Here is an 18,405-nt window from a genome sequence, read left to right as displayed (position 1 = left end):
CTGGTGGGGCCTGGGGCAACGCCCCAGCGAAGCGCCTCCCAGATGAGACCCATGCTCAGCACCCCCGCCGGGCTCATCCCCACGCGGCCTCGCTCTCCGCGCCCGGCACCGTGAATCGGAACGTCGTCCCCGCGTCGTCGCTCTCGACCCAGATCCGGCCGCCATGCGCCTCGATGATGCCCCGACAAACATAAAGGCCGAGGCCCACCCCGAGGACGGGCCCCTTGTGCAGCCGCCGAAATCGCTGAAAGAGGCGCGGGATGTCCTCCGCGGGGATACACGCGCCCTGGTTGTGCACCGAGATCCGGGCCCCCTCCTCCGTACCCTCGACCCAGACGTGGATCGGCGCATCGGGCGCGCCATATTTCACCGCATTCGAGAGGAGATTCCCGAGCACTTGCTCGATACGCGTGGGATCTGCGAGGGCACGCGGGACATCCCCCACGACCTCGACGACGCCTCGGCCTCCGAGGGAGGCGCGCTCGACGGCGCCCCGTACGAGCGAAGGCAAATCCGTGGGCTCCAGCGCGAGCTCGAGCTGCTTCGCGTCGATGCGCGTGGTGTCGAGCAGATCGCCGATCAGCCGGTTGAGGCGCGCGGCGCTCTGGGAAATGTTCTCGGCGCGCCGCTTCTGGGTGGGCTCTTCGGTGCGGGCGAGCAGCGCCGCGTGGCTGGCGATGGCCGTGAGGGGCTGGCGTAATTCGTGGGCCACGATGGAGCTCCACTCGTCGCGTAGCTGCTCCAGCCGCTTGAGGCGCGTGATGTCCTCGTACGTCGCAATGGCGCCGAGCACATGGCCATGCGCGTCGCGAATGGGGCCCGCGCTCTCGAGCACCGGCAGCCCTTGCTCGTACGGGCGGCATACGACGAGCTCGCGGCCGCGCGTCTCCTCGCCGCGCAGCGCGCGCGCCATGGCATGCTCTTCCGGGGGGAGGGTTTTTCCGGACGGATCGCAGAGCGGCGCGAGATACGACGACGAAACCTCGTCCGGGCGCGGCGGTCGGCCCAGGATCTCCGCGGCCCTTCGGTTCGCCATGGTGCGCTCCCCCTTCGGCCCGACGGCCAGCACGATCCCCACGGGCGAGTGCTCGATCACGCTGAGCAGCCGGCTCCGATCCGCCTCCATTTGCGCGAGCAGCCGCTCGCGCTCCTCTTCGGCCCGCTTTCGCTCGGTGATGTCACGCGCGACGGCGATGAGCCCGATCGGAGCGCCGAGCTCGTCCCGGATGGTCGTGCCCTTGCTCTCCGCCCACGCGAGCTCACCGTTTTTCCGATAAAACCTCATGATGAGCGATTCGGCGTTCGGGTCCTTCCGGAACCGAGCATAGGTCTCCCGATCGTCCTCATGCGCGATCTTCGCGCCGAGATCGGGGTCGGCGTACCATTGCTCGACGGGATAGCCGGTCATCGCGAGCACGGAAGGGCTCACGTATTCGAACCGGCGGTAGGGCTTGAAGGAGACTTGATACACGACGTCGGACGCATTCTCGGCGAGGAACCGGAATCGTGCCTCGCTCAGGCGCAGCGCCGCCTCGGTGCGCTTTCGGTGCGAGACGTCGCGCAGCGTGAGGAGGTGAAACCCCGGGACGAAATGCGCCCTCGCGCCGAGCTCGACGGGAATCATGCTGCCGTCGTGCAGGTGCAAGGTGATCTCGAGGTCGAGCTCGCCCTGCACGGAGAGGCGCTGCCAGGGTGCCTCGAGCATCGCCGCCGTGGTGGGCGTGACGAGGGAGGTCATCCGCCGCCCGATCAGCGCCTCGCGTGTCTCGTGGAAGAGCGCGCACGCGGCCGGGTTCGCGTCGACGAAGCGCATGTGCTCGTCGAGCAGGACGATCGCCTCGCGGGCGCTGTGGAAGATCGCGTGGTACTTGCGCTCGCTCTGCCGCAGCCGGTCCTCGATCCGCCGCTTTTCGGTGATGTCCTCGATCTGGGAGATGTAATGCAGCGGGATGCCGCGGGCATCGCGGACCATCGAGGCGCTCAGCATCACGTCGACGACCTCGCCCGTCTTGCGAACGTAGCGCTTGGCGAGCTGATACCGCTCGACGTCTCCGCGGATCAGCCGGGCGGCTTGCTCCAGGTCGACCTCGCGATCCTCAGGGTGCGTGATGTCCTGGAAACGCAGGCGTTCGAGCTCCTCGCGTGCATAACCGACGATGTCGCAGAGCACGCGGTTGACGCGCAAGAAGCGGCCGTCGAGGCCCACCACGGCCATTCCGATGGGCGCGTCGTCGATCGTGCGGTTCAAGCGCTCCTCTGCGTTGCGGAGCACCTCCTGGGCGCGCGCGAGATCGTCGATGTGCTCGAGCAATCGCTCCTGCGAGCGGGCCCCGTCGAGGGCCCACGCAAAGACGGCAGCAAGCGCCACGAGGACAGCCTGCGCTTCGCCGAGGTCCGCGAGCGCGTGCCCGATGCCACACGTGACCACGCCGAGGATCTGTCCTGCAGCAACGAGTGGCGTCGAGATCACGCCGATGACGTCGCAATACGAGACGATCGCGCGAGCATCGACGAACACGTCAATCTCAGGCGCCGCGACCTCGACACCGCGAGAGCTCCGCATGGCGACCGCTTCGAGTGCGAGGGCCGGGCCGTGTACGGGATCGAGCACCGAGAGCCCGGAGAGGCCATTGTTCGGCCCCCCGCGGTGCTCGACGAGCCGAAGCGAGCGCCCGTCCCCGGGTCGGTACAGGCAGGCCATCCGCGCGTCGAGGTGGCGTTCGAGCTGCAAAAAGAGCGTATCGATCACGAATCCGGCTGTGCAGGCCCCGACCGCGAGCGCGGCCACGGACTCGCCGACGGCGAGCGCGACCCGCCCCTCCGGCCGTTCGGCTCCTTGTCCAGGCTTCGAGGCGCCGAGCCCGAGCGGCCTCGCGCGGTCCGAACTGGATCCCGATGCCTCGGGCTCTCGCTTCGCGGCCAGGCTCATGCGGCAGGCTCGTCCTCCGACGTAGACGTATAGGCGTATCTATAGGACCCTCGAGGGTCATGGGCCACTCGCCCCCTCGCGGAGGTATGGGCGCAGAACGCCGAGGGCACATTTCGTGCGTGGTTCTTCCGGGGCCCTGCGTGTGTGCCCGGGGGGATCGATGCAAGAGCCACGGGCGGGGAGCCGGTCACGACCCATCGCGGTCCTCTTGCTCGCCGTCATTTACGCGGCCAGCGCCTCGGTCGGTCAGCACGTCGCCATTCCTCCGGGGAACGTGACGGCTTTTTTTCCCGCGTCGGGCATCGCGCTCGCGGGCCTTCTGCTCGGGGGGCAAAAGCTCTGGCCGGGCGTCTGGCTGGGCTCGTTCCTGGTGAATACCTGGGCCATCTTCGACACGACGAGCTTCGCCCGGACCGCCACGACGACGCTCGTCGGGGCCACGATCGGCATGGGCGCCACGATCGAAGCGCTCGCCGCGGCGCGCGTGTTTCCGCCATGGGACCGCGACGGCGGGCCGCCGCTCGCCCGGGTCCTCGACGTCGCGCGTTTCACGGCGCTGAGCGGGCTCGGTTGCTCGATCACGAGCGCCACGCTGGGCACCACGAGCCTGTTCGCCGGCTCGTTGATCACGACGACCGATTACGCCGAGACCTGGCTCACGTGGTGGCTCGGGGACGCCGTGGGCATTCTGGTGATCACGCCGCTCGTGCTCACGTGCGTCCGGCCTCGATGGTGGGCCTTCCAGGGTCGCGGCGTCGAAATCGCGCTCCACCAGGTCGCGCTGTTCGCCTTCCAGATGTTCCTCGTCACGGGGACGCTCGCGGACCGCGGCGCGCATTGCCCGCTCGGGCATTTCATCACGCCCTTTCTCGTCTGGGCCGGCGTGCGTCTCGGCCCGCTCGGCGCGGCCCTCGCCGTCTTCAACGTCTCGGTGTTCGCGACCCTGGGAACGGAGCACGGCACGACCCCTTTCGTGCAGGGGACACGCAACGAATCACTCCTCTTCGTGCAGGCGTTCGTCGGCGACATGGCGCTCACGACGCTGGTGCTCGCGGCCGTGATCACCGAGCGCCGCCGCGCCGAATGGGCCCTCTCCCGTTCCCGCGACGAGCTCGATCGCCATGTCGAGGAGAGGACGGCGGCCCTCACGGAGTCCGAGGAACGTTATCGTATCCTCGTCGAAGTCTCTCCGGACGCGATCCTCCTCGAGAGGTTCGACGCGGACGGCGTGCTTCGCATCGCGTATGCGAATGCTGCGGCGGCGCGCCTGTTCGGCGTGACGAGCGCCGCGGAGCTCATCAGCAGACCGCTTTTCGATTTCGTCCTCGCGGAGCGCGAGGCCATCGCGCGCCGCGGGGTCATGGACGCGCTGGAGCACGGCAACCTGGGCCCGGTCGATGGCTGGGTGGCGCGCGCGGATGGCACCGCGGTGGAAGTGGAGGTCATGCTGGCCCGCGTGCCCCGAGGTGGAAAACGCGCGCTGCTCGCCATTTATCGGGACATCACGCGGCGCAAGCAGATCGAGCAGGAGCGCGCGGCGCTTTATCGCGAGGCCGAGGCGTCGATCCGCGCCCGCGACGAGTTCCTCTCCATTGCTTCCCACGAGCTGAAGACGCCGCTCACCGCGCTCTCGCTGAAGCTCCAGGCGCTCGCCCGGAGCCTCCCCGCGGACCCGGACATCGCCGCGAAGATCGCGCCCGCCCTCGACGTGGCCCTGCGCCAGACGACGCGGCTCAGTACACTCGTCGACGAGCTGCTCGACGTCTCGCGTATCACCCAGGGCCGGATGGAGCTCTGCCTCGACGAGGACATCGATCTTGCCGCCGTGGTCGAGGACGTCGTCCAGCGAATGCAGGACACGGCCGTGCGGGCCGGTTGCGAGCTTCGGCTCGACAGCGACGCGGCCGTCGTGGGGTGCTGGGATCGCTCGCGGGTCGAGCAGGTCCTCATCAACCTCCTGTCGAATGCCATCAAATATGGCGCGAAGGCGCCGATCGACGTCCGCGTCCGCGACGAGGGCGCCTCCGCGAGTTTTTCGGTGACGGACCGGGGCATCGGCATTCCCGCCGAGGATCAGGCGCGGATCTTCGATCGATTCGAGCGCGCGGTATCGGTGCGCCATTTCGGCGGCTTTGGCCTCGGCCTGTGGATCGCGCGCCGCATCGTCGAGGCGCTCGGCGGGACGATCCTCGTGGAGAGCACGCCCGGCGAAGGCGCGACGTTCACGGTCACGCTGCCGCGCGCGCCCACGCCGGCCGGGCCATGAATCGCTACGGGCGTGGAGACACGCCGAAGTGATCGGCGACGTCTTCCCGCGCGACGGGGCCGAAATGCCCGACGAAGAAGCGCTTGGCGTCGGGGGCGAGCTCGTGGAGCAGCCGGGCGACGTCCCTCTGGTTCCCCTCGAGATTACACATGTAGAGGTGCGTGGCCGCGCCCGAGCCCACGAGCGAGCCGCGGAACAGGTCGCCCACGAAGGCGGCGTCGCCGGCCAGCACCACGAGCGAGCCTCGGGTGTGCCCTGGCAGCGGGACGATACGGCCCGGAACGCCCGAGAGCGACGCGAGGTCCACAGGCTCGGTCACGGCGAGGTCGGCGTGAAAGGGCGTGTAGGTCGCCCCCTCGTCCTCCGTGTGGCGCCACCGCCCCATGAACCCCGTCGGGCAGAGCGGCTCGTTTTTCCCGGTCCCGAGCATGCCCTCGTCCCCTTTGCCGGCGACGACGCGCGCGTGGAAGCGCGCCTGGAAGTGGCGCGCGGCGCCGGCGTGATCGGCGTGCCCGTGCGTGAGCACAATGGTCTTCACCAAGGCCGGATCGAAGCCCGCGTCGCGCACGTCCTGCTCCAGCACCGGAGCGTTCTTTTCGTAGCCCGGGTCCACCATGACCATCGCGCCGTTGGCGACGAGCAAGTGCGTGTTGATGGAATCGTGCGTGAAGGTGTGCACGTCGAGCCCGGACTGCGCCGAGATCTGGTGCGTGGAGGAGCAGGCCGAGAGGAGGAGGCCGAACAGGGCGACGGAAGCCGACGTGCGCACAGCAAGCATACGTCCGAGGACGCTCATCGGCCGCAGCGTAGTGCAACACGCAAGAGGTCCAGAAAAGAAAAACGCGAGGCCTCCCCAGGGTCACGCTGCCGCGCGTGCGCATGGGAGCGGGGCGAAAGGGCCGTTCACCCGCCCGTCGCCTCCCCTGCCGCCGGCGTCTCCTGCTTGCCATTCCCCTTCCGCGTCGCGCGTGCCGCCGATTCTGCGCGCAGCTTCGCCATGGCATCGAGCAGCGGGGCGAGCAGCTTTTTCCCTTCCTGAATCCGCGCCGCATCGGATCGCTTCGCGCGGCTCGCCACGTAGCGCCGCAGCCGCACCATGAGCTCCACCCATTCCGTCTCGGCGTCGCGGCCCGCGTCGACGTGCGCGCGCTTGTCCGTGCGCGCCTTTTCGACCTCGGCGAGCAAAGCATCGCTCTTGTCGATGGCCGTCTCCCATCGCTCGAGCCAGATGGCCGGCAGTTCGATCACCTGCAGTGTGGCCACGTGCTCGGGCGCGCGGAGCACGAGCAGGGCGTCGCGGCAGATCCGATTCTCGTCCGCGATGGGATCGTCGACGTGCGCGAGGCCATCGGGGAAGGCCGCCTGGTGCAGGGCGAGGGCGCCGAGGATGTTCGGGCTGACGCGGCGCCGCGACTCGACGCCGATGTAGCCCTCGATATGGCGATACCAGGTATCGACCGCGTCGTCGGCGGCTTCGAGCTGCGCGAGCCGGGCGGCGCGCTCTGCGTGGGCGAGTACGTTCCCCGTGACGTGCGCGTCGAGCGCGTCGGCGATGTCCGTGCATTCGCTGATGTAGATGTCCAGCGCGGGCTCGGGGGGGCCGTTTTCGGCGCGTACCTCGAGGTTTTCCTTGATCTTTTTGACGATGTCGCGCTTTTGCGCGCGCGGGATCTGGTTCAAGCTGGCGCCCATGGGTCCTCGTGTTTCCCCCCCAAGTCAGCCGGCGAACGTAGCAGGAGTTTCCGTCCGGTGGATGGAAGCGCACGGTTCCGACGCGAGCGAGGGGGAAACGTTCCGGGCTGCGTCCTAGGCAAGCTGGGAAGGTGCGGGGAAGGCTGCGCGGTGCGTCATCGGGAGGCTAGGAGCGAGGGGGGAACGTTTCGGGCTGCGTCATAGGCGGGCTGGGAGGATGGGGGGAACGTTTCGGGCTGCGTCATAGGCGGGCTGGGAGGATGGGGGGGACGTTCGGCGGTGCGTCATCGGGAGGCTAGGAGCGCGGGGGGAACGTTCCCGGCTGCGTCATAGGTACGCTGGGAGGACCGGGGGAACGTTCCGGGCTGCGTCATAGGCGGGCTGGGAGGACGGGGGGAACGTGGGGCGCGCTGTCACCGCCGGGCGAAGTGCGCGACGGGAGGATTCCCCGGTGGCTCGTAGGCCGGCGGGGGCGGGGGCGGGAGCGGAGGCGGAGGCGGCAAGCGAAATCTGTTTGTGTACCGTTTCGGAGGCCAGGGCGAGGACTAAGGGCTCGATCTTAAAAAGGATTTGCATGGTTCCTCCGGTCACGGGCGGAAGCCTTGCGGGGCGCTCGGCGCAGCCCTCGGGGTGCTCCCGACGCTCGGCGCGCGCTCGGCGCGGTCGTGCTCGACGGGCGCAGCCCTCGGGGCGCTCTCGACGCTCGGCGCGATTGCGAGGCACACGGCGCAGCCCTCGGGCGCTCGGCGCGGTCGTGCTCGACGGGCGCAGCCCTCGGGGCGCTCGGCGCGGTCGTGCTCGACGGGCGCAGCCCTCGGGGCGCTCTCGACGCTCGGCGCGATTGCGAGGCACACGGCGCAGCCCTCGGGCGCTCGGCGCGGTCGTGCTCGACGGACGCAGCCCTCGGGGCGCTCGGCGCGGTCGTGCTCGACGGGCGCAGCCCTCGGGGCGCTCTCGACGCTCGGCGCGATTGCGAGGCACACGGCGCAGCCCTCGGGGCGCTCGGCGCGGTCGTGCTCGACGGCGCAGCCCTCGGGGCGCTCTCGACGCTCGGGGCGATTGCGAGGCGCACGGCGCAGCCCTCGGGGCGCTCGGCGCGGTCGTGCTCGACGGGCGCAGCCCTCGGGGTGCTCGGCGCGGTCGTGCTCGACGGGCGCAGCCCTCGGGGTGCTCTCGACGCTCGGGGCGATCGCGAGGCGCACGGCGCAGCCCTCGGGGCGCTCGGCGCAACCCTCGGGGCGCTCTCGACGCTCGGCGCGATCGCGCTCATGGGATGCCTATTCGGTGCCCTTGCAGGACTCGAACGAATAGGGCTGTTGCGTATTGCAGAGAACGTCCTGATCGCCACAGCACGCGCTGCATGCGGGACTTGCCTTCCGATCATAGCAATCGCGGTCACACTTGTCCCCTGGCACGATGCACTCCTCTCGGAGCGTGGGTACACCGCCATCCCAAGGACCGAGGTTCCTCTCGCGGCGACGACAGCTTGCGGAGGTCAACGCGAGAACCGTTATGATTACCAGGCGAGCCGTGTGCATTGTGGGGTTCATCCGCTCCGATGGCCTGTCACTATTCGCCCGACTTATCGGGGCAACCTTGGAAATTGTAATTTCCACCGACCTTGCACGACAAGTAACTGGACCTGCAACAAGTCGTGCAGCCAAAGCCCATATCCGCCTCATAGCACTTATTCACGCAAGCCTCGCGCTTGAGGTTACATAAATCGTCGGCAGAGTCACCCTGGTTAGGGTCGGCGCCCGTGCAGCCCCCAAGGGCAACGGACATGGCAAGCGCGCCGATGGTCATCACCGCGCATAAGCTTCTCATCGTCGGAACTCCTTATTACTCGTTCTGAGGTGGGGGAGGTGTCTGGCAGCAGAACACTCGCGGATCCGCGCCGCTCACTTCGCCGACTAACTCGCCCCCGCTCGGCGCGCATGCTCCTGGAGTGTTGCTCACCCACTTCGCCTCCATCGAACCAAGGGGAATGGATGCGACGCCAAAGTCAACACAGCTACCCGGAAACGCGGTAACGTTTTGAAACAATGGCATGGGAACACCCGCGCAAGCTGTGTCCTGGTACGCCGAAAAGGAAACGGCGCACTGCGCCCCTACAGGCTCGCCGCACTCGCACGGCGTGCATTCAACCTGCCCCTTCGTGCCCGAATAAAAGGTGAATCGATCCGGAAATGCCTCCGGACATTGTGGCAGATTCGCTTCGTCAACGGGCAACGTGTATTGCACACAGTGACGAAAGTCGGGCGGAGGAGGCTCGGCGCTTGGTAGGCATAGCTCGCCGGTATTTGGACAAGATCCATCCGCGGTCCCCTGGCATGCTTTCGCGTACTTGCCCCAGTAAATGCCATTCGCGAATGAAGACCCGTGAGGCGCGAAAGATGGGCTGTTGGGGGGGACCGGATCGCCGATAGGCTCGCAAGAGGAGACCCCCGCAGGCGTTAGTCCTATCGAACGAAAGCTCCCCGAGGGCATTGTGGAGGGGGACACGCACGAACCGTCCCATCCGCTCGGGCCATCGTACGCGGTTGTATTGCCCCCCTGGCAGGCGTTACTTGAATCGGCAACGAGCCCGCCCGGCATTATACATTCAGCCGATCCGCATGCGCACTGCTGACAGGGCAATGATACGACGAGTTCCCCGTACCCCGTATAAAATTCACTGTTTGCGCGCTCGGGGCAATCTGGCGCGTCGAATTCGTCACCACCCATCCACAGCAGGACTGCTCTCTCACGGAAATCGGATGTTCCCATTGTGATGCATTCACCCCCCGCAGCCTTGCAAGTCAATGGCTCGATTGGACCGCCTCCGTCGGGAAAGCAGTGCCGACCGACATCCGCGTCAGGACTCGCCTCGGGGAGGCAATATACGTAAGTATGCCACGGCTCAGTGGTACATCCGTTGACCGCGAGCAATGCGCCGGCAAAAAGACCGGCCGCAATCATTGACGCAACAACCCCTGTCGAGAGTCGACGTGCAAACATGACGATCGCCTTTCTAGCGCCCGAACATCAGCGAGGCCGAGATGGAGAATAAAAATCTTTGGGTTTGCCAAACAGAAGTTACAGAATTATCAGGCACAACGACATCGATCACCATATCCCGGGTCAATGCCATTGCATCCAAGAACACACGACCGGCAAGGGCTTCTCTGAACCTGTACGTTGCGCCGACACCGAGCCCGAATGACGGGATTATGCCCCGATCCGCATCGGCGCGATACGCCGGATTAGGCGACACTCGACGCTCGAAGAATGTTGCACCACCGAAAGCGCAGCCATCGAGCCATTGCCACTGCACGCACGGTCCCACATGGGCCGACGCCGAAAAGATATCGATCGGGGGATCCCCCATACCGCCGAGCGACCATGCCGCGTTTGCAATGGCTATGGCTGATAAGCTCTGGCGCTGATACTGGCCCACAAGGGAGAAGCCAAGGGACGGAGAAGGGGCCGCGCCGAATACCATCACAGGCCCGATGCCACCATTGAAGCGAGGCGGCGCCTGTGCCTCCAGGGGCAAGGGCTCTCGCGCGGCATGCGCCGCCCGGGCAACTTCGCGCACAATTACACGTCGTTCCTTCGGTTCCTTCTCGATGGTGATGACCTGAGGCTGACTCTCGTCAGGCTCGGGAAACTCGAATTGTAGTAGAATCGACTTTCCGCCGACACACTCGGCGGTCTGTTTGATGTCTTTACGGCCCGTCAATGTCGCGGTGATATCTGTATTTCCAGGCGATATGAACGTCCAAAACGCGCCTTCGCTTCGGACGCGCCTGTCGACTCCGATCGATACCATAGCGTCAACATCGTTGACCATGACATCGACCCGACAGACACGCTTGCGCACGCGTTCGTAAGCCTCAAAGAATTGCCTACGTTCCGCTGACGATATCCCGGCTGCCTCGGATACCGCGACTTGCAACGCAAATGCCATTGTGAGATCGGTTTGCGGGTCTGGCAGAAACATTGAAAGCACGAGCCCGAGGCGTCCGGACAGGCGAGGCTCGTGCTTAATCGTTAGGGCTTCCGTATATGTATCGGCAGCCTCATTTAGCCGTCCCGCTTCGAGGGCCCGATCTCCCGCCGCAACGCGCGCATTGAACCGTTCCTCCTCCTCGGGGCTTAACTTACGATACCGGCTGGCGCGCGTGGCTTTAGGTTCGTCGGGTTTCGACTGCGCGGGCTTCTCCGGTTCAGCCGCCTTAATGGGCGTCGAAAGCGAAAGTAGGAGGAGAACGGCCAGGGCCAAGGGGCGAGACACGAGGGAGCATCCTACAGGATCGGACGAACGCCGGGAAGGGGTGCGGTAAGATCGGACGAACCTTTGCACCGTGCGATCCTCAGGTCTGTCGCCGTCGAGCACGCACCACGCCGAGCGCGCGCCAAGCGGGGCGAGGACTGCGCCGAACTCCGAGCGGCGGGAGTTCGTGCCAGGTTCGATTTCGTGTCATGACACGAACTGTCGCGAGGGCTGCGCCGAACGCCAGGCGCCCCGGGGGCTGCGCCGTCGAGCACGCGCCACGCCGAGCGCCCCGAGGGCTGCGCCTCGCGCCGAAGCGTCGCGCCGAGCGGCCCGAGGACTGCGCGGCGCCGCGTGATGCGCACGGGTTCTTACTTGTAATAACTCGCTCCGGGGAGGCTGTAATAACGCGCGCCGAGCGTTGCGCCGTCCCCCGTTTTCCGCGCCGTCGAGCACGACGCGCCGAGCTTCCCAGGGCCGCGCCGATCGGCGCGAGGGCCGCGCCGTCGAGCACGACGCGCCGAGCTTCCCAGGACCGCGCCGATCGCCGCGAGGGCCGCGCCGTCGAACACGACCCGCTGATCGCCACGAGGGCCGCGCCGAGCATCGAGATCGCCGCGAGAACTGCGCCGTCGATCGCGGGCGCGGAGCTGCAAGCGCGCGATTCGGTCGGCAATGGGAGGCGGAACGCGTGCGTCGAGCATCGAGCACGCCCCGAGGGCTGCGCCGCGCCGAGCACGTGCGCCGACCGTCGAGCGCGCCCAGACGGCTGCGCCGTCCCCCCGTTTTCCGCACCAGAAAACAACGCGCCGATCCGGGCCTTCTGTATGGATCTCGCGGGGTTATGCGTGGATCGAGGGCCGCGTATCTCTGGCAGAGATACACGCGCGGGCCCGAGGGCCGCCCCAGAGCGGGCGCCGCGAAGGGCCGCGCCGTCGAATATGATCGCGCCGAGCGTCGAGCGCCCCGCGGGGGCTGCGCCGTCGAGCACGATCGCGCCGAGCGTCGAGAGCGCCGCGAGCGCCGCCGTCGAGCATGACCGCGCCGAGCGCCGCGAGGGCCGCGCCGTCGAGCATGATCGCGCCGAGCGCCGCGAGGGCCGCGCCGTCGAGCATGACCGCGCCGAGCGTCGCGAGGGCCGCGCCGTCGAGCATGACCGCGCCGAGCGGCGCGCGAGGACTGCGCCGAGCGTCGAGATCGCGCGAGAGCAGTTCCGCCGTCGAGCACGACGCGCCGAGCTTCCCAAGGGCCGCGCCCAGCGTCGAGAGCGCCGCGAGGGCTGCGCCGTCGAGCACGACGCGCCGAGGATCCCAGGGCCGCGCCGGATCTGTGACTTACGATAAGCCGGGCCGGTGTGCCGGGTGTGCTGGTCGGTCGACTGTGCCACGACACACTGACGAAGCGGGACGCACTGCCCGCCGAGCGGGACGCTTAGCGTAAGCGGGTCACCCCGAGCGGCCCACCTCACGCCTCACGCACGTGCGCTCTCACGCGTGAGGTGGCGCCTGCGTGAGCCTGAGAGCATCGGGCAAGGTCGGCTCGCATGCGAGCCGCGAGGCGCGTTCCTTGCGAGTCGTACCGCGCCGAGCACCGCGAGGGCCGCGAGGGCTGCGCCGTCGAGCACGACCGCGCCGAGCGTCGAGAGCGCCCCCGGGGCTGCGCCGTCGAGCACGACCGCGCCGAGCGTCGAGAGCGCCCCCGGGGCTGCGCCGTCGAGCACGACCGCGCCGAGCGTCGAGAGCGCCCCCGGGGCTGCGCCGATCGCCGCGAGGGTCGCGCCGTCGAGCACGACGCGCCGAGCTTCCCGGGGCCGCGCCGTCGAGCACGACGCGCCGAGCTTCCCGGGGCTGCGCCGCCGAGCACGACCGCGCCGAGCGCCGCGAGGGCTGCGCCGTTGTGTTGTCACGCCTGTCTCGGGGTCGTGTGTCTCGCGAGACAAGCCCCCGAGACAGGCGTGACAAGAAACGCGCCCCCTTCCCGCACGATCCCCTTGACAAGCACCGCGAGGGCTGCGCCGTCGAGCACGACCGCGTCGAGCGCCGCGAGGGCTGCGCCGCGACCGCGCCGATCGCCGCGAGGGTCGCGCCGTCGAGCACGACCGCGCCGAGCACGTGCGGGCCCCGGGAACGCAAGGGCGGCGCCGTCGAGCGAGCGCCGTTCGATCGGCTCCGTTCGGGCTTGTGGCTTGTGCGTGCAAGTGGCTTGTGACGCAAGCACACGACTCACAAGCGCAACGCGCACGCGCGCCCCTTGCGCGAAGCATACGCCGAGCGTCGAGAGCACCCCGCGCTGCGCGCCGCTACTCGCATGCGAGCCGCGCGACCCGGGCCTTGCGAGCCGGCAGCGCGGCGAGGACTGCGCCGTCGAGTTCGACCGCGCCGAACGCGTCGAGGGCTGCGCCGAGCGGCGCGAGGGGGCGCACGTCAAGCGGAAGCGTCGTGCCATGACACGGAGAGCTTGCGGGCTTGCGGTCGCAAATGGCTTGCGCGTGTCCTGGGAAATCGGGCCTCGCGGGCAGGATCCAGCACGCGAGCGCTGGGTCATCGTGCTCGCTCGTCGTCGTCGTAATCGTCGAGTTGTTCGTCGTGGCCGAGGTACGTGCTTTGTGTGGCGTCGCGAGTTGCGTGGTGGGTGCGTGGTGGGTACGTGGACGCCTTCCGTCGCGCGTGGAGGCGGTCCCGTGAACGCGCTTGCGCTCACCGGGCGAGCTCGGATGCCGCTGCCGAGGGGTGCGCACGTGGCGGCCTGAGAGCGCGAGGGCGAAGCCCCCACCTCGCCGCTGCACACGCAAGCACGCGCCGCCCGCGGGTGAAGGCCTTACCTTTCGGTCAATGACGGGGGACCGCGGGGAGTCCTGGCGTGGTGTGTGTTCGCGGACGGTTGTGGATTCTGCTTGTAGCCGGGCGAAAGTTGTGAGACCCGTTTCCTTGTGAATTGTGGCACTGTCGCGCGGCTCCGGTCAGCGAACATCCGTGTCGGCATTCGCGTCTCGCGGTTCACGGGTAGGCAGAACAACGACGCCCAAAGCGCCGCACTCGATGCTGGCAGCAACCGGCCGCTGCTGCCGAATTGCAGAACTCCGCGGGTTAGACGGCGGCTGTATATACCACGGAGTTGTGTGGTTAGGCCGCAGGTTATGCGGCGGCAGGCTAATTGCACAGTTGGGCAGACAAGATGAGCGCTGAAGTCCGCAGCCCCCAGGAGCCACCGGTGCCCTGAACGAAAACCGCCGGATCGCGGGACGACAATCCATTGCACCGGAGCCGCGGGCCGCGCGGATTCTGAAATCAACGTCGTTCGCCGCGGCCCGGTGAACGGGGTCGTCAGGGCTCGAGACTGGTCATGATCCTATTGGAAAGAGCATCGGTGGAAGACGCTGCGCTATTTGCGGCTTTGGAGCAAGCGCCGGACACCAGGGAATTCATCCTGCCGTATTCGCCGTCCGAGCATGTTCAGAAGATGCTTGATCCACACCTGATGTATCTGAGGATTCTAAAGGATGGCGAGCTGGCGGGCTTCTTCATCCTGGCGCGCGATCCAGATGCAAGCAGCATTGAATTTCGCCGCATCGTGGTCTCCGCCAAGGGGCGTGGTGTCGGACAGTCGGCGATCTCGGCCATGGAGCGTTTCTGTCGTGAAGAGCTGCATCGAACGCGGATCTGGCTAGACGTATTCGAGCACAACATCCGGGGCCGACATATCTATGAGAAGCTGGGCTACAAAAGGTTCGGGGAAAGCGATCACGAAGGTGGGCGGCTGTGGCTGTATGAGAAGAATCTCTAGCTACGGCATGCCGGACGTTGAAAGCATCACCGCTGGGAGCAGAGACCGTTTGGCGGCCGAATATGATGATTTATCCCCGATCCAGGCAACCAAACGATATGTGCGCCGCGGCTCCATCAGGAAGGAGCGCGCTTGAATAAAACGACGTAAAAATCGCTTTTGCCAGATTGGAGCCCAAACTGCGGCTGCCGGGGTGCAGCTACTTGAGGCCCAGATGCCGCCTGACGCGGCATATGTCCCATTCACCCAGCGATTCGCTCTTCAGGATATCCAAGGCACGATGAGGACGGTGCGCCACACGCTTCCTGTGCTGCCTAAGGTTCCACTCCCTCCGGTTCGGATGTATCAGGGTCCGCAAACCGGGGCGATTCGGCGAGTGCAATAGCATCAGCGCACACGCTGCGCGCCGAGCGGGACGCTTCGCGTAAGCGGTCCACGCGAGGGGACCGCGCGAGTGAGGCGCTGTCCCCTCACACGCTCACGCAAGGCGCGCTCTCACGCGTGAGACTACCCGTGTGAGGCTGATAACTGCTCCGCAGTCGAACACGACCGCGCCGAACGGGGCGACACAGCGCGGGAAGGGGGCGCCATGCGTTCGGCGCGCGGGATGGCCCCAACACTTCCCGCGCGCCGAGCGCCACCTACTGCATCTGCTCCGCGTCTCGGGGCGGAAGCGCACGCGCGTGCTCCTCGCTTCCCGTGAGCATCGGGCGAGCTGGGCGGCGCGGATCCTCGTTCGCCTGGTCGAGCGTCGCGGGATCGGGTAGGCGTCCCTCCGCGTATCGGACGGCCATCGTCGCGGCGTCGCTCCATTCGATCGCGATCCCCTCCGGACCGATCTTGATCCCGTCGAGCATCGCGCCGAGCGCCGCGCGCCGAGCAGGGACGGCCATGGTCCCCCATTGCGCCACGATCGAGCGCAACCACGAAAGCGCGCCCTTCCGATTCTCGACTGTATCGGCCGAAGCTTCCGCGGATAGCGCCCGTTCCTCCGCATCGATCGCGGCAAGCTCGCGTTCGATCCGCGCCGCTTCCGCCCGGATCACGTCCATCCCCCACTGGCCCGAGGAGACCATGGAAACGAGATTGCTCCGCGCCGTTACGAGCTTGGCCCGCTGCGTCCTGAAATTCGGCGCATGGGGGGACGGCGGGGGCGCTTTCGACAGTTGGCCGTCAAGCGCCTTGAAGTGCCGCGCCGCGAGCCTTTCGATCGTGGGATCGATCTCATCCTGCCGATTCCAGGGCGCTCCCATGCACCGCTCGCGCGTGGCATTCTTCAACTCGGGCGCGTAGCGCTTCCGGCACACGTAGTATCCCGCGTGCTTATTCTTCTCGCTTGCAGGCTTGGCCGTGATCATCGATCCGCAAATGGAGCAACGGGCGAGCCCTCGGATCAACCATTCCGAGGTGATCGTGTCCGTGCGAGGCTTGCGCCCATAGGAGCGGCGCCCCGCGAGCGCGTGCTGGGCAGCGTGCCACATTTGAAGGGAAACGATCGGTTCGTGCGCGTCGACCCATTCCGCGGGCTTTTGCGTCAACTGCCGATTTTTGTCCGGCCGGACGGGCGTGGTCGCGATCTGGCCGGCGTATATGCGGTTTTTTAGCAATTGCAGGATCCAGACGGTTCGGAACGTCGCGAGTCCTGCATAGGTCGTCTGGCAATGGAGCGCGATGTCTCGCGCGCTCTTGCCTGCAAGGCACATGTCGAACATTTCGCGGACGATAGGCGCCTTGATCGGATCGATGTCCAATCGGCGCGGCTTATCGTGGACGTCCGCCCCCTTGGCCCGCACGTAGCCAAACGGGGGCTGTCCCTCTACGAATTTCCCGAGGGCCCGGAGCCGCTTTCGATTGCCTTCCGTGCGCTCCCGAATGCGGGCCCGCTCCATCTGTGCGATCGACGCCCACAGGGCCATTTGCGTCTCCCCCTCGGGGGTAGAGGCGTCGAACCGTTCAGCGAGAGACAGGAAGCGCGCCCCCCGCTTGATGATGTCGCGAACGGCTGAGATCGTGAATACGATATCGCGAGAGAACCGATCGAGCTTCGCCACGACCACGAGATCCCCCGGGCGGACGGCCTTTAGCAGGGCTGCGATGTTCTCCCGTTTCTCTTGTGACTCGACGCCGCCCGATTCCGTTTCTTCAAAGTCAATCGGATCCGGCAGGCGGGCGTACTGACAGTAACGCCGGATCTCCTCGTCCTGCGCGTCGAGCGACGTGCCCGATCGCATTTGCTCCATGGTCGAGACGCGCCGATAGGCGAGGACTCGCGACGTCCCCGCGTGAGGACCGTTGACCGTGAGGACACGCCGAACCGCGGAAGGATCCGCGATCGTCGGCCCAGCGTTCACGACCGCGGGCGCATCGGGCGCCGCTTCGAGGATCGAGACCTCGCGCGGGGGGCTGACGTGCGCGCGATCCTGCGCCGTTCCGCGCGCCTTGCTGCCCTTGCCGCCCTTGCTGCTCTTGCCGCCCATGCTCGGGATGATGCCGGTCCTGGCTTCCATGGTCGAGACCTCTCGATCGGACTGCGCCACTACTGAACGCGCGATCAGCATATTGGCCGGGCAGCGGGTCGCTCTCAGTGGGTCACAAGTGTTCGGAATTATTAAGTTTGCTGCCTATGTAGTAGGTAGCAAATAGATTCCGGATCGGGAGCGGAGGCGGAGGCGGAGGCGCGTGCGCGTGCGCTTGCGCTTGCGCGTGTGCGTGCGCTTGGGGAACGGTATGCAGGGGTTCCGCTCGGGGACGGGGGTCCCGGCGATTGGGCCGTCGGGCGGAGGAATCATCATGCTGAGGATCTACGAAGTCGTTTTGGTCATGGCGGGGGACGCGGCAAGCATTGCAGAACGGATTGAGCGAAAGGATTCGGATCTGGCGCGGCAAATGCGCAGGGCCATGCATAGCGTCGCGTTGAACGCGGCAGAAGGCATGGGCAATCACGCCGGAAACAAGCGACAGCGCTACTCCTCCGCCCTCGGGTCGGCAAGGGAGGTGCTGGCCCGCGTCCAGGTCGCCCAGGCCATGCGCTATATCGGCACCGTCGATGCAAAGGTCCTCGACCGAATGGACCACGTCATCGCCACCCTCACCCGCCTCGTCTACCGCCGCGCCGCGTAGGAGAACCCTCCCTCACCCCTCTCCCGGGACGGGAGAGGGGTTGGGGGTGAGGGACGTTCAGCGTGGGTTCTCCCGCGACTCCCCCGACGAACCAATCCGCTCTTTTGCCATTGCCTCCGGCCGCAATCCATGAGACAAAGCAAGCGACGCCAGCCGGCGCTAGCAACACCGACCGGCGTCTGACCCACAACCCCGACTCTCCGGAGCCATGAGCTAATGGTCACGATACTGTGCGCCAGGAAAGGATGATAGGGGTTATCATCCAAAGCTGACAATGGCCCCGTGGGAAGAATGATCCCACCCCTCACGCGGTGCAGCGCGGGAGGCGAAGCAGAGCGGTGAGACGAATCGAGTGCC

13 protein-coding genes are annotated in these 18,405 nt (G+C 67.0%); 3 read left to right on the top strand and 10 right to left on the bottom strand.

Features of this window, described 5'->3' with window-relative positions; all coding sequences use genetic code 11:
* Positions 1–73 precede the first annotated feature (73 nt).
* Entirely contained in the window at positions 74–2,929 is a 2,856-nt protein-coding gene (locus KEG57_RS50590; RefSeq protein WP_272459934.1) for a PAS domain S-box protein, read from the bottom strand.
* A gap of 160 nt (positions 2,930–3,089) precedes the next feature.
* Between KEG57_RS50590 and KEG57_RS50585 the strand changes: the two genes are divergently transcribed.
* Positions 3,090–5,195, top strand: a complete 2,106-nt coding sequence (locus KEG57_RS50585; protein ID WP_272459933.1) for an MASE1 domain-containing protein — start codon at positions 3,090–3,092, stop codon at positions 5,193–5,195.
* A 4-nt stretch (positions 5,196–5,199) separates the two neighbouring features.
* On the opposite strand, the gene KEG57_RS50580 is transcribed toward KEG57_RS50585, so the two are convergent.
* The 8 genes from KEG57_RS50580 to KEG57_RS50545 all read right to left on the bottom strand — a co-directional run bounded on the left by KEG57_RS50580 (position 5,200) and on the right by KEG57_RS50545 (position 13,567).
* Entirely contained in the window at positions 5,200–5,991 is a 792-nt protein-coding gene (locus KEG57_RS50580) for an MBL fold metallo-hydrolase (RefSeq protein WP_272459932.1), read from the bottom strand.
* Positions 5,992–6,098: 107 nt separating this feature from the next.
* On the bottom strand, positions 6,099–6,887 hold the full coding sequence (locus KEG57_RS50575) for a hypothetical protein (protein ID WP_272459931.1): 789 nt from the start codon (positions 6,885–6,887) through the stop codon (positions 6,099–6,101).
* Between the two features lie 587 nt (positions 6,888–7,474).
* A complete protein-coding gene (locus tag KEG57_RS50570) occupies positions 7,475–8,089 on the bottom strand; it encodes a hypothetical protein (protein WP_272459930.1) in 615 nt (204 codons plus the stop codon).
* A gap of 1,811 nt (positions 8,090–9,900) precedes the next feature.
* Positions 9,901–11,166 carry a hypothetical protein gene (locus KEG57_RS50565; protein ID WP_272459929.1) on the bottom strand — a complete coding sequence of 422 codons (1,266 nt, stop codon included), beginning with the start codon at positions 11,164–11,166 and terminating at the stop codon, positions 9,901–9,903.
* Positions 11,167–11,516: 350 nt separating this feature from the next.
* Positions 11,517–11,717: a hypothetical protein gene (locus KEG57_RS50560; RefSeq protein WP_272459928.1), complete on the bottom strand. Its 201-nt coding sequence runs from the start codon at positions 11,715–11,717 to the stop codon at positions 11,517–11,519.
* Positions 11,718–11,987: 270 nt separating this feature from the next.
* Positions 11,988–12,440, bottom strand: a complete 453-nt coding sequence (locus KEG57_RS50555) for a hypothetical protein (protein ID WP_272459927.1) — start codon at positions 12,438–12,440, stop codon at positions 11,988–11,990.
* Positions 12,441–12,616: 176 nt separating this feature from the next.
* On the bottom strand, positions 12,617–12,934 hold the full coding sequence (locus KEG57_RS50550; protein WP_272459926.1) for a hypothetical protein: 318 nt from the start codon (positions 12,932–12,934) through the stop codon (positions 12,617–12,619).
* Positions 12,935–13,444: 510 nt separating this feature from the next.
* Entirely contained in the window at positions 13,445–13,567 is a 123-nt protein-coding gene (locus tag KEG57_RS50545) for a hypothetical protein (RefSeq protein ID WP_272459925.1), read from the bottom strand.
* 920 nt (positions 13,568–14,487) lie between these two features.
* On the opposite strand from KEG57_RS50545, the gene KEG57_RS50540 reads away from it, so the two are divergent.
* Entirely contained in the window at positions 14,488–14,928 is a 441-nt protein-coding gene (locus KEG57_RS50540) for a GNAT family N-acetyltransferase (RefSeq protein ID WP_272459924.1), read from the top strand.
* Positions 14,929–15,569: 641 nt separating this feature from the next.
* On the opposite strand, the gene KEG57_RS50535 is transcribed toward KEG57_RS50540, so the two are convergent.
* Positions 15,570–17,435: a recombinase family protein gene (locus tag KEG57_RS50535; protein ID WP_272459923.1), complete on the bottom strand. Its 1,866-nt coding sequence runs from the start codon at positions 17,433–17,435 to the stop codon at positions 15,570–15,572.
* A gap of 283 nt (positions 17,436–17,718) precedes the next feature.
* Between KEG57_RS50535 and KEG57_RS50530 the strand changes: the two genes are divergently transcribed.
* Positions 17,719–18,048 carry a four helix bundle protein gene (locus KEG57_RS50530; RefSeq protein WP_272459922.1) on the top strand — a complete coding sequence of 110 codons (330 nt, stop codon included), beginning with the start codon at positions 17,719–17,721 and terminating at the stop codon, positions 18,046–18,048.
* Positions 18,049–18,405 lie beyond the last annotated feature (357 nt).

This window comes from Polyangium jinanense (assembly GCF_028435365.1).
This window is presented reverse-complemented; position numbering and strand designations above follow the sequence as displayed.